General features: G+C 70.6%; 16 protein-coding genes. 3 read left to right on the top strand and 13 right to left on the bottom strand.

The features are described from left to right. Positions 1-133: 133 nt before the first annotated feature. Entirely contained in the window at positions 134-1417 is a 1284-nt protein-coding gene (locus tag HDA41_RS23350; protein WP_184986858.1) for an acetyl-CoA C-acetyltransferase, read from the bottom strand. A 94-nt stretch (positions 1418-1511) separates the two neighbouring features. On the opposite strand from HDA41_RS23350, the gene HDA41_RS23345 reads away from it, so the two are divergent. Both HDA41_RS23345 and HDA41_RS23340 read left to right on the top strand, forming a co-directional pair. Beyond that, positions 1512-2819 (top strand): 3-oxoacyl-ACP reductase, encoded by a 1308-nt coding sequence (locus tag HDA41_RS23345; RefSeq protein WP_184986856.1) that lies wholly within the window; start codon positions 1512-1514, stop codon positions 2817-2819. After that, positions 2819-3664: a MaoC family dehydratase gene (locus HDA41_RS23340; protein WP_184986854.1), complete on the top strand. Its 846-nt coding sequence runs from the start codon at positions 2819-2821 to the stop codon at positions 3662-3664. The genes HDA41_RS23345 and HDA41_RS23340 overlap by 1 nt, the downstream gene beginning before the upstream one ends. On the opposite strand, the gene HDA41_RS23335 is transcribed toward HDA41_RS23340, so the two are convergent. From HDA41_RS23335 to HDA41_RS23300, 9 genes are all read right to left on the bottom strand, one after another. Then, the gene (locus HDA41_RS23335) at positions 3652-4317 is read right to left on the bottom strand and encodes a TetR/AcrR family transcriptional regulator (RefSeq protein WP_184986852.1); all 666 of its coding nucleotides are present in this window, start codon (positions 4315-4317) and stop codon (positions 3652-3654) included. The two genes, HDA41_RS23340 and HDA41_RS23335, sit on opposite strands and share 13 nt — an antisense overlap. Before the next feature lie 80 nt (positions 4318-4397). Next, positions 4398-5699, bottom strand: a complete 1302-nt coding sequence (locus HDA41_RS23330; protein ID WP_184986850.1) for a dicarboxylate/amino acid:cation symporter — start codon at positions 5697-5699, stop codon at positions 4398-4400. A gap of 62 nt (positions 5700-5761) precedes the next feature. Then, positions 5762-5839, bottom strand: a complete 78-nt coding sequence (locus HDA41_RS42325) for a putative leader peptide (protein WP_311772209.1) — start codon at positions 5837-5839, stop codon at positions 5762-5764. A gap of 165 nt (positions 5840-6004) precedes the next feature. Continuing rightward, positions 6005-6304 carry a DUF4229 domain-containing protein gene (locus HDA41_RS23325; RefSeq protein WP_184986848.1) on the bottom strand — a complete coding sequence of 100 codons (300 nt, stop codon included), beginning with the start codon at positions 6302-6304 and terminating at the stop codon, positions 6005-6007. Positions 6305-6408: 104 nt separating this feature from the next. Beyond that, positions 6409-6933 (bottom strand): GNAT family N-acetyltransferase, encoded by a 525-nt coding sequence (locus HDA41_RS23320; protein ID WP_184986846.1) that lies wholly within the window; start codon positions 6931-6933, stop codon positions 6409-6411. A gap of 16 nt (positions 6934-6949) precedes the next feature. Further along, positions 6950-7600 (bottom strand): UdgX family uracil-DNA binding protein, encoded by a 651-nt coding sequence (locus HDA41_RS23315; RefSeq protein WP_184986843.1) that lies wholly within the window; start codon positions 7598-7600, stop codon positions 6950-6952. A 24-nt stretch (positions 7601-7624) separates the two neighbouring features. Then, positions 7625-8788 carry an aminofutalosine synthase MqnE gene (gene mqnE, locus HDA41_RS23310; protein ID WP_184986841.1) on the bottom strand — a complete coding sequence of 388 codons (1164 nt, stop codon included), beginning with the start codon at positions 8786-8788 and terminating at the stop codon, positions 7625-7627. 81 nt (positions 8789-8869) lie between these two features. After that, entirely contained in the window at positions 8870-9325 is a 456-nt protein-coding gene (locus tag HDA41_RS23305) for an Lrp/AsnC family transcriptional regulator (RefSeq protein WP_059424549.1), read from the bottom strand. Between the two features lie 80 nt (positions 9326-9405). Beyond that, a complete protein-coding gene (locus HDA41_RS23300) occupies positions 9406-10092 on the bottom strand; it encodes a UbiX family flavin prenyltransferase (RefSeq protein ID WP_184986839.1) in 687 nt (228 codons plus the stop codon). A gap of 91 nt (positions 10093-10183) precedes the next feature. Between HDA41_RS23300 and HDA41_RS23295 the strand changes: the two genes are divergently transcribed. Continuing rightward, a complete protein-coding gene (locus HDA41_RS23295) occupies positions 10184-10786 on the top strand; it encodes a rhomboid family intramembrane serine protease (protein ID WP_184986837.1) in 603 nt (200 codons plus the stop codon). On the opposite strand, the gene HDA41_RS23290 is transcribed toward HDA41_RS23295, so the two are convergent. The 3 genes from HDA41_RS23290 to HDA41_RS23280 are packed head-to-tail and all read right to left on the bottom strand — an operon-like array spanning position 10783 to position 13746. Then, positions 10783-11349 (bottom strand): Uma2 family endonuclease, encoded by a 567-nt coding sequence (locus HDA41_RS23290; RefSeq protein WP_184986835.1) that lies wholly within the window; start codon positions 11347-11349, stop codon positions 10783-10785. The two genes, HDA41_RS23295 and HDA41_RS23290, sit on opposite strands and share 4 nt — an antisense overlap. Before the next feature lie 46 nt (positions 11350-11395). Then, positions 11396-12298: a menaquinone biosynthesis prenyltransferase MqnP gene (gene mqnP / locus HDA41_RS23285; RefSeq protein ID WP_184986833.1), complete on the bottom strand. Its 903-nt coding sequence runs from the start codon at positions 12296-12298 to the stop codon at positions 11396-11398. Further along, positions 12295-13746, bottom strand: coding sequence for a menaquinone biosynthesis decarboxylase (locus HDA41_RS23280; RefSeq protein ID WP_184986831.1), 1452 nt, complete (start codon positions 13744-13746; stop codon positions 12295-12297). The genes mqnP and HDA41_RS23280 overlap by 4 nt, the downstream gene beginning before the upstream one ends. Between the last annotated feature and the right edge of the window lie 2 nt (positions 13747-13748).

Genomic DNA, 13748 nt, shown 5'->3' with positions numbered 1-13748 from the left:
TTACTGCCGGTAGGAACGGGATCGTACGGGCCTCGCGTGGCGGGTTCGTGCGGGTTCGGGGATGGTCCGGCGCCAGGCCTGTGCATTCTCGGGGGTTACCTGAGGGTCCTTCAGGTTCGGTGCACCGTCGCCCTCAGGCCCGCTCCAGGACGGCCGTCACCCCCTGCCCGCCCGCCGCGCAGATCGAGATCAACCCGCGGGCGGGCGCGTCCCGTTCGGCGAGCAGCTTGGCCAGGGTCGCCACGATCCGGGCGCCGGTGGCGGCGAAGGGATGGCCGGTGGCGAGGGACGAGCCCGCGACGTTCAGCCGGGCGCGGTCCACCGTGCCGAGACCTCGCTTCTCCCAGGCCGCGAGCGTCGCGAGCACCTGGGAGGCGAAGGCCTCGTGGATCTCCACCAGGTCGAAGTCGGCCAGGCCGAGTCCGGCCCGCTCCAGCATGCGCGGCACCGCGTACGCGGGCGCCATGAGCAGCCCGTCCTCGCCGCCGGCGACGTCTCCGCCGACGAAGTCGACGGCCGCCGTCTCGTACGCGGTGAGGTACGCCAGCGGTTCCAGGGCGCGCTCGCGGGCCCACTCCTCGCTCGCCAGCAGGACGGTCGCGGCCCCGTCCGTCAGCGGTGTCGAGTTCCCGGCCGTCATGGTCGGGTCGGGGTGGTCGAGGCCGAACACCGGCTTGAGGGAGGCGAGTTTCTCCACGGTCGAGCCGGGGCGCAGGTTCTGGTCGCGGGCCAGGCCACGGAAGGGGATCACCAGGTCCTGGAAGAAGCCGCGTTCGTACGCCGCCGCCAGCCGCTGGTGACTGGCCGCCGCCAGTTCGTCCTGCGCCTCGCGGCCGATGTCCCAGGCGCGGGCGGTGACGGCGGCGTGTTCGCCCATGGACAGGCCGGTGCGCGGCTCGGCGTTGCGCGGGATGTCGGGGACGAGGTGGGCGGGGCGCACCTTCGCCAGGGCCTTCACGCGCCCGCCCAGCGACGTGGCCCGGCGGGCCTGAAGCAGGATGCGGCGCAGGGTGTCGTTGACGCCCAGGGGCGCGTCGCTCGCCGTGTCGGCGCCGCCCGCGACCGCCGACTCGGTCTGGCCGAGGGCGATCTTGTTGGCGGCGGCGATGACGGTCTGGAGTCCGGTGCCGCAGGCCTGCTGGATGTCGTAGGCGGGGGTGGTGGGATGCAGGCGCGAGCCGAGGACCGTCTCGCGGGCCAGGTTGAAGTCGCGGCTGTGTTTGAGGACCGCGCCGGCCACGAACTCGCCGACCGCGCCGGGCTCCTGGAGCCCGTACCGCTCGACCAGGCCGTCGAGGGCGGCGGTGAGCATCTGCTGGTTGGAGGCGGTGGCGTACGGGCCGTCGGAGCGGGCGAACGGGATGCGCGCTCCGCCGACGACCGCCACACGCCGCACCGACATCTTCTGGGGGTTCATCTCGACCCGCTCCTCGTCCGTGACATAGCCTTACCTACGGTAACCTTACTCCAGAGTAAGCAAATGTGAGCAGTCATCCGAGCTGGGAGTCGCCATGGCCGACCGCTATCTGAGCTTCACCGCCACCGGGCCCGGCCGCTTCCTCACCCGCCGGCTGGGCCTGCCCCAGCCCGCGGCGCTGGCCCGCTGGTCCCCCGAGCGGCCCGCCCTCGACGGCGGCCTGCGCCACCTCACCGCCGGCAGGTCCGGCCTCGACCTGGCGCCGGTCCTCGCCCGTACGGGGATCGGCCCGGCCGGCTCCGACCGGGCGGCCGCCGTCGTCCTGGACGCGAGCGGGGTGCGGGACGTCGAGGGCCTGGCCGAGGTGCACGCGGCCCTGCACCCCGTCGTTCGGTCCGTCACCGCGAACGGGCGCGTGGTCGTGCTCGGCGCGCCGCTCGACCCGGCCGACCATCACCAGGCCGCGGCCCAGCAGGCCCTGGAGGGCTTCACGCGCTCGCTCGGCAAGGAGATCGGCCGGGGCAGGACCGTGAACCTGGTCCGGCTCACGGACGCGCCGGCCGCCGAATCCACCCTCCGTTTCCTGCTGTCGCCCAAGTCGGCGTATGTGAGCGGCCAGGTGATCGAGGTCGGGGCGGGCGAGGAACCCGCCGCTCCCGTCGACGGGAACCGCCCCCTGGCCGGCCGCACCGCCCTGGTCACCGGTGCCGCGCGCGGCATCGGCGAGGCGGTCGCCGAGACGCTCGCGAGGGACGGGGCCCGGGTCGTCGTCCTCGACGTGCCGCAGGCCGAGCAGGACGCCCGGCGCGTCGCCGACCGGCTCGGCGGCACCGCGCTGCTCCTCGACATCACGGCCGCCGACGCGGGCGCGCGCATCGCCGAGGCCCTGCCGGACGGCCTGGACCTGCTGGTCCACAACGCGGGCATCACGCGGGACCGCCGACTGGTGAACATGCCCGCCGAACGCTGGATCCCGGTGCTGGAGGTGAACCTGGCGAGCGTGCTGCGCACGACGGACGCGCTGCTGAAGGCCGGGACGCTGAACCGGGGCGGCCGGATCGTGGCGACCGCCTCGATCGCGGGCATCGCCGGCAACGCGGGACAGACCAACTACGGGGCGAGCAAGGCGGGCGTCGTCGGCCTGGTCCGCTCCCTCGCGCCGCGCGCGCTCGCCGAGCACGGGGTGACGGTCAACGCGGTCGCGCCGGGCTTCATCGAGACGAAGATGACGGCAGCCGTCCCGCTGTTCATCCGCGAGGCGGGCCGCCGCATGAACTCCCTCGCGCAGGGCGGTCTGCCGGTCGATGTCGCCGAGACCACCGCCTGGCTCGCGCACCCGGCCTCGGGCGCGGTCAACGGGCAGGTCGTACGCGTCTGCGGCCAGAGCCTGCTGGGGGCGTGATGGCCGACACCGCTCTCGTCCTCACCGGGTCCCCCTCCCTCGCCCCGCTCCTCGCGCGCGGCGCCCTGCTGTCCCCCTTCAAACGCCCGGCCCCCGGCGCCCCGTTCCCGCGCGCCCGGCTCGTCCTGCCCGGCCTGCGCGTCGACCTCGCGCGCCTGGCGGCGTACGAGCGGGTCTGCGGGTTCCCGACCGGGGAGGACGCGCTGCCGCCGACCTATCCGCACGTGCTGGGATTCCCCCTGGCCATGCGGCTGATGAGCGGCCGGGACTTTCCGCTGCCGCTGCTGGGACTCGTCCACACGTCGATCACGATCACCCGGCACGGACCGATGCCGGCGACCGGCACGTACGAACTCTCCGTCCACATCGAGAAACTGGCCCCGCACCGGCGCGGCACGCAGGCGACGGTCGTCACCGAGGTGCGCGGCGAGGGGCGCACGGTGTGGGAGTCGAGCAGCACGTACCTGGCCCGGCACCGCACGCGGCAGCCCGCCGAGGCTCCCCGCGAGGAGGTGCGGGGGCCGCTGCCCGCCGTCGCGGAGTGGCGGCTCGCCGGGGACGTCGGGCGGCGCTACGGGGCCGCCTCCGGGGACCGCAATCCGATCCACCTCCACCCGCTCACCGCCCGCCTGTTCGGCTTCCCCCGGGCCATCGCGCACGGCATGTGGACCATCGCCCGCTGCCTCGCCGCGCATGGCACGCCGGACTCCTGCCATGTACGCGCGGAGTTCCGGGCGCCGGTGCTGCTGCCCGGGACGGTGACGTACGCGGCGGAGGACGGCCGGTTCGAACTGCGGGGCCGACAGGACTGGATCCACGTGACGGGGGACGTCTATCCCACCTGAGGGCCCGCCTGCTCCTCCGGCGGTGACCAGGGCCGCCCCACCATGAGGTCGCCCAGGCCCGCCCAGGCGAAGTTCATCATCGTAGTGGCGGCCTGGCGGGACGTGACGCCCGGGGTGGCGTTGGCCCAGGCGGCGAGGGACTCGGCGGCGCCGACCAAGGCCTCGGCGAGACCGGCGACCTCGCGTTCGGGCAGTTCGGGATCGCGATGAGCCTCGCGCGCCGCGGCGAGGATCAGCTGGGTCACGAACGCGACGATCTCCTCGCGCATCGCGGCGACTTCGGCGGCGAAGGGCTCGCCGTGCGTACGGGCCTGGAGGTGCAGGACCGCCCAGGCGTCCGGGTTGCGCGCGGTGTGCGCGAAGAACGCCCCGAGTCCTTCCCAGAGTTGCCGGTCGGCGGGCAGATCGGGCCGGACACCGGCCCGCACCGCCTCGACGAGCGCCTTGGCCTCGCGGCGGATGCAGGCCGTGAAGAGGTCTTCCTTCGAGTTCAGGTACAGGTAGACCAACGGCTTGGACACGCCCGCGAGTTCGGCTATCTCGTCCATGGAGGCGGCCCGGTAGCCGCGCTGGCCGAAGATCCGCACGGCGGCGTCCAGCATCTGCTGTTCACGGACCGCACGCGGCATCCGCTTGGTCTTCACGGCACCCATACCGCTTAGCGTACGGTCCCCCCGGACGGCCCCCGGACGGGAACCCGAAGGAAGGCCGGCCGGGGGGGGGCGTCGGCTCGTCAGGCCGCGGCGGGGACCTGCTCGGGCCGGACGTCGCGCGGCTCGTCCAGCGAGGAGCCGTCGGCCGTGGCGAAGGCCGCGCGGTCGAGGATGTTCTCGCGGGCGGAGACCAGGACGGGGATCAGGGCCTGGCCGGCGACGTTGGTCGCGGTGCGGATCATGTCGACGATCGGGTCGATGGCGAGGAGCAGGCCCACACCCTCCATCGGCAGGCCGAGGGTGGAGAGGGTGAGGGTCAGCATGACCGTCGAGCCGGTCAGGCCGGCCGTGGCGGCGGAGCCGACCACCGAGACGAACGCGATCAGCAGGTAGTCGCCGATGCCCAGCTGCAGGTCGAAGATCTGGGCGACGAAGATCGCGGCGATGGCCGGGTAGATCGCGGCGCAACCGTCCATCTTCGTGGTCGCGCCGAAGGGCACCGCGAAGGACGCGTACTCCTTCGGCACGCCGAGCCGCTCGGTGACCTTCTGCGTCAGCGGCATCGTGCCCACGGACGAGCGGGAGACGAACGCCAGCTGGATCGCGGGCCAGGCGCCCTTGAAGAACTGGACCGGGTTGACCTTGGCGACGGTCGCGAGCAGCGTCGGGTAGACGCCGAACAGCACGATGAGGCAGCCGACGTAGATGTCGGCGGTGAACGTCGCGTACTTGCCGATCAGGTCCCAGCCGTAGGTGGCGATGGCGTGGCCGATGAGGCCGGCCGTGCCGATCGGGGCGAGCCGGATGACCCACCACAGCGCCTTCTGGAGCAGTTCGAGGACCGACTCGCTCAGGGTGAGGATCGGCTGTGCCTTCTCGCCGAGCTGGAGGGCGGCGACACCGGCGACGGCGGCCATGAACACGATCTGCAGCACGTTCAGCTGGGTGAACGGCGTGATGACGTCGGTCGGCACGATGCCGGTCAGGAAGTCGATCCAGGACCCGGTGTCTTCGGGCTTCGCACCGTCCTTGGGGGTGAGACCGGTACCGGCGCCCGGGTTGGTGACCAGACCGATGACCAGGCCGATGCTCACCGCGATCAACGACGTGACCATGAACCACAGGAGGGTGCGCGAGGCCAGGCGGGCCGCGTTGTTGACCTTCCGCAGGTTGGTGATCGAGACCAGGATCGCGAAGAAGACGAGCGGGGCGACGGCGAGCTTCAGCAGGCCGATGAACGTGTCGCCGACCTTCTCCAGGGACGTGACCAGCCAGGACAGGTCCTGGCTGCGGGCGAGCCAGCCGAGCAGCACACCCAGGACGAGACCGGCGATGATCTGGGCCCAGAAGGGCACCTTGAAGGACTTCGTGTGTGAGGACACGGACTGGCTCCGTTGGGGGACGCGTAGGGACTGACGTGGGAGGCGACGGGGGTTGCGTTACGTCAGGGACGACAGGTAGCGGACGCGCACCGACAGAGATCCACGTGCAGGCGCGCCACGAGCGGAACGCTCTGGGGCATAAGCGGCGCGACTGGTGACTTCATGACATCGACCTTAACACCAGAGCTTTGAGTACCCCAAAGCATGGCTTTGACAGGCAGAAACACAGCCCCACCCACACAAGCCAAAGCGCCCCGTTTCCGAGGACGTTCGGAAACGGGGCGCTGTACGCCTGTACGGGGACCCTACGAGGTCTGGCCCTGCGCCCGGGACGGCTCGTCGGCGACGTCCTCCTGGTTGCGGCTGGCCTCCAGGTTGGCCTTCATCCGGTCCACCCGCTGCACGATCTGCACGGACGCCCGGTCCCGCTCCTTGCGCAGCACGACGAAACTGATCGGCGCGGAGAGCAGCAGGGCGAGCATGACGACCCACAGGCCGTTGCTGGCACCGAGGCCGCGCGGGGCGAGACCGGAGTAGACGAGGCCCCAGACGACCACGAGGCAGCCCACGAAGATCCCGAGGCGCATCAGCGTGTAGCGGAGCATCTCAATCCACTCTTCCGTTTCGAACGGCCGGAACACACCCAAAGGGGCACCGTCCAGTGAAGCACGCCGGACCGCCGATCTTGCAGGGGGGTACGAGGCGGGGTTCAGGCGAGCGACAGCAGCATGATGACGTCGTCCCGGTCGTCGCCGGTTGCCACGCGGATCGCGCCGGGGATGCGGCCGACCTCCTTGTAGCCGCAGGACTCGTAGAAGCGCTCCAGGCCGATACCACCCCGGCAGGAGAGGCGGATCGCCTCGATGCCGTCGAGGCCACGGGCCGCGTCCGCGGCGGCGGCCAGCAGAGCGCGCCCGTAGCCCTTGCCCTGATGACGCGGGTGCGCCATCACCGTGTTCAGCCACAGCCAGTGCGTCATCAGGTGGTGCGTGTTGACGGTGAGGAACGCGGTCGCCGCGACGCGCCCCTCCTCGTCGTGCCCGACGAGCAGCCTGACCCGCCCCTCCGCCATCAGCGCGAAGTGCTGCACCAGCGAGGGACGGATGTCCTCCCGCGTCACCGGCGGCACGAAGCCGACGGCCCCGCCGGCGTTGGAGACGTCGGCCCACAGGTCGAGGATGCCGTCGCGCAGGTCGGGCGTGACGGCAGGATCGAAAGTGAAGGTAAGGGGCATGGCGCGATTGTAGCTATTACGCCAGCACCTGCGCCGCCACCTTGAGGTCCGACAGCAGCCCCCGGTACGCCGCCTCCCGGTCGTCCGCCCGCAGCACCGACGACGGGTGCACCGTCGGCACCAGCCGTTCCGGCCGGCCGTGGATCTCCTCCTCCAGCACCGTGCCCCGCACCTGCGTGACCCGGAAGGAGGACCCGAGCAGCGCCTTCCCGGCGGTGGCCCCCAGGACGACGATCAGCTCCGGCTCCACGACCGCGAGCTCCGCGGCCAGCCAGGGCCCGCACGCGGTCATCTCACGCAGCGTGGGAGCCTTGTGGATCCGGCGTTTGCGCGGCTCGGCCTGGGTGAACTTGAAGTGCTTGACCGCGTTGGTGACGTAGGTCTCGGAGGGATCGATGCCCGCCTCCTCCAGCGCCCGGTCCAGAAGCCGCCCGGCGGGCCCGACGAACGGCTTCCCCTGCCGGTCCTCCTGGTCCCCGGGCTGCTCCCCGACGAGCATGACGCGGGCGTCCTTGTCTCCGGCCCCGAACACGGTCTGGGTGGCGTCCCGGTGCAACGGGCACCCCCGGCACTCGGCAGCGGCCCGCCGCAGAGCGGCCAACCCGCCGCGATCCGGAACGAACGGTTCAGCGGTGTAGGCGTCCTCAGGCGCCTTGATGGCAACCATGCCCGCCGGGTACCCAGCGCAGGGTCACACCCGCATCGGCTGCGGCGATTCGCGCCGCTCCGGGTCCGGCCCCTCGTACTCCCGAATGATCTCGTACCGCGTGTTCCGCTCCACCGGACGGAACCCCGCGTCACGGATCAGGTCGAGCAGATCCTCACGCGTCAACTTGTTCGGCGTGCCGAAATTGTCCGCGTCATGCGTGATCTTGTACTCGACGACGGACCCGTCCATGTCATCCGCCCCGTGCAGCAACGCCAGCTGCGCGGTCTGCACCCCGTGCATGACCCAGAAGACCTTGACGTGCGGCACGTTGTCGAACAGCAACCGCGACACGGCGAAGGTCTTCAGCGCCTCGGCCCCCGTCGCCATCTGCGTCCGGGCCTGAAGGCGATTGCGTACCTTGCCGTCCTTCAGGTCGACGAAGTCATGCTGGTAGCGCAGCGGGATGAAGACCTGGAATCCCCCGGTCTCGTCCTGGAGCTCACGCAGCCGCAGCACATGGTCCACCCGGTGCCGAGGCTCCTCGATGTGCCCGTACAGCATCGTGCAGGGGGTCTTCAGACCCTTCTCGTGCGCGAGCCGGTGGATGCGGGACCAGTCCTCCCAGTGGGTCCGGTGGTCCACGATGTGCTGCCGGACCTCCCAGTCGAAGATCTCCGCACCGCCGCCGGTCAACGACTCCAGCCCCGCGTCGATCAGCTCGTCCAGGATCTCGGACGCGCTCATCCCGGAGATGGTCTCGAAGTGGTGGATCTCGGTCGCCGTGAAGGCCTTCAGCGAGACGTGCGGCAGCGCGGCCTTCAACTCCCGCAGCGAGCGCGGGTAGTAGCGCCACGGCAGGTTCGGGTGCAGCCCGTTGACGATGTGCAGCTCGGTGAGGTTCTCGCTCTCCATCGCCTGCGCGAGCTTGACGGCCTCCTCGATGCGCATCGTGTACGCGTCCTTCTCCCCCGGCTTGCGCTGGAAGGAGCAGTACGCGCAGGAGGCCGTGCACACGTTGGTCATGTTGAGGTGACGGTTGACGTTGAAGTGCACGACGTCGCCGTTCTTGCGCGTGCGCACCTCGTGGGCGAGGCCGCCGAGCCAGGCCAGGTCGTCCGACTCGTACAGCGCGATGCCGTCCTCACGAGTCAGCCGCTCACCGGAGCGGACCTTCTCCTCCAGCTCGCGCTTGAGCCCGACGTCCATTGCCACACCTTTCTCAGACAGCCCGACCAACCGTACTCCCCCACCCTCCGGGCGGGGGGACCCCCATACGGCGCTACGCGCCTACGCCTCTTCCGGCAACTCCCCGACCCGGTTCTCCCACTTGGTGGACAGCACGATGGTCGTACGCGTCCGGGACACGCCCTTCGTGCCGCTGAGCCGCCGGATGATCTTCTCCAGGCCGTCCACGTTCTCCGCCCGCACCTTGAGCATGTACGAGTCGTCGCCCGCGATGAACCAGCAGTCCTCGATCTCCGAGAGGTCCCGCAGCCGCTGCGCCACGTCCTCGTGGTCGGTGGCGTCGGAGAGCGAGATGCCGATCAGGGCGGTGACGCCGAGGCCGAGCGAGGCGGCGTCGACGGTGGCCCGGTAGCCGGTGATGACACCGGCCGCCTCCAGCCGGTTGATCCGGTCGGTGACGCTGGGTCCCGACAGTCCGACGAGGCGTCCCAGCTCCGCGTAGGAGGCCCGGCCGTTCTCCCTCAGGGCCTGGATGAGCTGCCTGTCCACCGCGTCCATTGCGATCGAAGCCTTCCGCTGAAGTTGTCCGAAAAGTCTGTGGTTGTGATGACGTACCAGATGCCGTGCAGGGGTGTGGCTCAGCCGGCGCGGTGTGATCCGCCGCCGAGCTCACCTTGCCAACGGCGGTAGAGCCCGTGCGGCACGCCCGCCGCGTCGAGTACGCGTCCGGCGACGAAGTCCACCAGGTCCTGGATGTGCGTCGCGCCCGCGTAGAAGGCGGGCGAGGCGGGTACGACGACCGCGCCCGCGTCGTCGAGGGTGACCAGGTGCCGCAGGGTCTGGCCGTTCAGCGGGGTCTCGCGTACGGCCACGACCAGGGGGCGGCTCTCCTTCAGGGTCACGCTCGCCGCCCGCTGCAACAGGTCCTTCGACAGCCCGAGCGCGACCCCGGCCACGCTCGCGGTCGAGGCCGGCACGATCAGCATGCCCTGGGTGGGGTACGACCCCGAGGAGGGCCCGGCGGCCAGGTCGCCGGCGCTCCAGTGCCGTACGGCGTCGATGTCCACGGAGAACGTGCCGGGCTTGCCGTCGGCGCCCCGGGACAGCCATTCCCGCAGGTCGTCCTGCCAGTGGGCGTCCCGGAAGGAGATCCCGGTCTCGTCGAGCAGGGTGAGCCGGGAGGCGCGGGACACCACGAGGTCGACGCTCTCGCCGGCGGCGAGGAGGGCCCGCAGCACGGCAGCGGCATACGGGGTGCCGGAGGCGCCGGACACCCCTACGATCCAAGGCGTACGCGGTGTCTCGCCTGGCTTGACTGGGTTCACAACACCGAGCCTATCCGGCGTCGCAGGGTGGGAACCGGCCAAGGGGGGCCGGGCGTTCCCCGGAGAGGACGAGCGAGCACTGGGGGTCGCCATGTCGGGTGCGGGAGCCGGGTGGTCACGCGGCGGCCGTGCGCTGACCGCGGGCAAGCTGATGCTGGCCTGGATCGCGCTGCTGTGGCTGCTGGAAGTGGCGGACGTGGTGAGCGGCCACGCGCTGGACGGCTTCGGCGTCACCCCGCGCGCCCCGTCCGAGCTGGTCGACGTCGTCCCGTCGGCCTTCATCCACTTCGGCTTCGGCCATCTGGCCGCGAACACGGTGCCGCTGCTGGTCCTCGGCTTCCTCGCCGCGCTCGCGGGCCTGCGCCGCTTCCTGCTGGTCTGCGCGCTGATCGTGATCGTCGACGGCCTGGGCGTATGGCTCATAGCCCCGGCCCACACCAACACCGCGGGCGCCTCCGGCCTGATCTTCGGCCTCTTCGGCTTCCTCCTGATCACCGGCTTCGTCGAGCGCCGCCCCCTGGGCGTCCTGGTCGGCATCCTCATCGCCGCGATCTGGGGCGGCTCCATCCTGGCGGGCCTCGCCCCCACGCAGACGGGCGTCAGCTGGCAGGGCCACCTGCTGGGCCTGCTGGCGGGGGTGGCGGCGGCGTTCCTCTTCCGCCGGCCGGCGGCGAGCCGAGCGCTCGCGTCTTAGGAACGCGCCTTCGGGTCCACCGGGAGCCGGGCGGTGGGGATCGACAGCTTGCCGAGCGAGGAGTCGATGGCCAGTTCGGGGCCGTACGAGATGGTGTCGCGGCCTCGGTAGCCGTCGGGGCCGGGGTTCCACATGGTCACGACGTGGCCCTTGAGCGGATCGAGCACGAGGTAGTTGGCGATGCCTCGCGAGGCGTACCACCGGGGCTTCATCTCGTAGTCACGGCGGACACTTTCCGGGGACACCACCTCGGCGACGAGCTCGATCAGGTCTGCGGGGTACGCGCTGCGGTTCTCAGCTTCGGCCTCGGCCGGAATGACGGCGAGGTCGGGGCAGAATTCGTTGGCATCGTCGAAGGGGAACGCGACATCGCTCACGAGGGCCCATCCCTCCGGCAACTGGCCTTCGACGATGGACCACAGCCGCTGGATGGTCTTCCCGTGGAACGGCCTGACCGGGTTCATCACGATGCTGCCCTCGACAATCTCCGTCAGGAAGCCGGGGAACATGTCCTCCAGCTTGCTGAGCTGCGAGTGCAGGCGGTCGATGCCCGAGACGGTCACGGTGGCCTCCCTGGGGTCCTGCCCTCGATGGTAGGCCGCACCGTAGCTACACGGTCAGGCCCCGAACCAAGAGATCAAGCAGCGCACACACGAACAGGGCAATGCCGATGAAGCCGTTGACGCTGAAGAACGCCCTGTTCACTCGGGACAGGTCATGGGGGCGGACGATGCTGTGTTCGTAGAGGAACGCGGCGGCGACGATCAGGAGGCCCAGCCAGAAGAAGGCGCCGGCTTCGGTGGCCAGGGCGTACCAGACGAACAGGGCCGTCGTGAGGGTGTGGCAGGCCCGGGCGGCCCAGATGGCGGCCGGGATGCCGAAGCGGGCCGGGACGGACATGACGCCGATCTCGCGGTCGGTCTCGACGTCCTGGCAGGCGTAGATCAGGTCGAAGCCACCGATCCAGACACCGACGGCGAGACCGAGGATCACCGCGTCCCAGGACCAGGAACCCGTGACCGCCAGCCAGCCGCCGACCGGGCCCATCGCCTGCGCGAGGCCCAGTATGGCCTGCGGGAAGTTCGTGAACCGCTTGCCGTACGGGTAGACCACCATCGGGATCACCGCGATGGGCGCCAGCGCCAGACACAGCGGGTTGAGCAGGGCCGCCGCGCCGAGGAAGACGACCAGGGCGATCAGGGCCCCCGTCCACGCGTGCCGCACCGACATCGCGCCGGTCACCAGTTCCCGGTGCGCCGTGCGCGGGTTCCTCGCGTCGATCTCCCGGTCGATGATCCGGTTGACCGCCATCGCGAAGGTGCGCAGCCCCACCATGCAGATGGTGACCAGCAGCAGCCGGCCCCAGTGGACGTTCTTGTCCCACTGGTACATCGCCGTCAGGGCGGCGATGTAGGCGAAGGGCAGCGCGAAGACCGAGTGCTCGATCATCACCAGCCGGAGGAAGGCCTTCGTGCGTCCCGGCTGAGGGATCGCCGCGGAAGCGGAAGTCACAGCCCATACTCCTTCCAGCGGCGGTCCACCTTCGCCGCGGTCTGCGGATCGGACTCCACCATGTCGGGCCAGCCGCCGTCGCGCGTGTAGCCCTCCTCGGGCCACTTCTTCGTCGCGTCGATACCGGCCTTGCCGCCCCAGAACTGCTGGTAGGAGGCGTGGTCGAGGTGGTCGACCGGCCCCTCGACGACGCTGAGGTCGCGGGCGTAGTCGGTGTTGCCGAGCGCCCGCCAGGCGACCTCGTGGAGGTCGTGGACGTCGCAGTCGGCGTCGACGACGACGATCAGCTTGGTCAGCGACATCATGTGCGCGCCCCAGATGGCGTGCATGACCTTCTGCGCGTGCTTCGGGTACTTCTTCTCGATCGAGACGATCGCGCAGTTGTGAAAGCCGCCCGCCTCCGGCAGGTGGTAGTCCACGATGTCCGGCACGATGATCTTCAGCAGCGGCAGGAAGAAGCGTTCCGTCGCACGACCCAGCGGTCCGTCCTCCGTCGGAGGCCTGCCGACGACGATCGACTGCAGCAGCGGCCGCTTCCGCATCGTCACGCAGTCGATCTTCAGGGCCGGGAAGGGCTCCTGCGGCGTGTAGAAGCCGGTGTGGTCGCCGAAGGGGCCCTCGGGCAGCATCTCCCCCGGCTCCAGCCAGCCCTCGATCACGACCTCCGCCTGCGCCGGCACCTGGAGCGGCACGGTCTTGCAGTCGACCATCTCGATCCGCTTGCCCGCCAGGAACCCGGCGAACAGGTACTCGTCGATGTCTCCGGGCAGCGGCGCGGTGGAGGCGTACGTGACGGCGGGCGGACACCCGAAGGCGATCGCGACCGGCAGCCGCTCCCCGCGCCGGGCCGCCACCTGGTAGTGGTTGCGGCTGTCCTTGTGGATCTGCCAGTGCATGCCGATCGTGCGCTTGTCGTGGCGCTGGAGGCGGTACAGCCCGAGGTTGCGGACGCCCGTCTCCGGGTCCTTGGTGTGGGTGAGCCCCAGGTTGAAGAACGACCCGCCGTCCTTCGGCCACGTGAACAGGGCGGGCAGCTGCTCCAGGTCCACGTCGTCCCCGGTCAGGACGACTTCCTGCACCGGCCCTTCCTTCACCTTCCTCGGCGGTACGTGCGTCATCGCGCCGAGCTTCCCGAAGGCCTCGCGCACGCCGACGAAGCCGTGCGGCAGTTCGGGCTTCAGCAGCCCGCCGATCCGCTCCGAGATCTCGCCGTACGACTTCAGGCCCAGCGCCTTCAACAGGCGCCGGTCCGTGCCGTACACGTTCATCGCGAGCGGCATGCTCGACCCGCGTACGTTCTCGAAGAGCAGCGCGGGACCGCCGGCCTTCTGCACCCGGTCGACGATCTCCCCGACCTCCAGATACGGGTCCACCTCGGCCTTGATGCGCTTGAGGTCGCCCTCGCGGTCCAGAGCCCTGAGCAGGGAGCGAAGATCGTCGTAAGCCATGC

The organism is Streptomyces caelestis (genome assembly GCF_014205255.1).
Taxonomy (GTDB): Bacteria; Actinomycetota; Actinomycetes; order Streptomycetales; family Streptomycetaceae; genus Streptomyces; species Streptomyces caelestis.
This window is presented reverse-complemented; position numbering and strand designations above follow the sequence as displayed.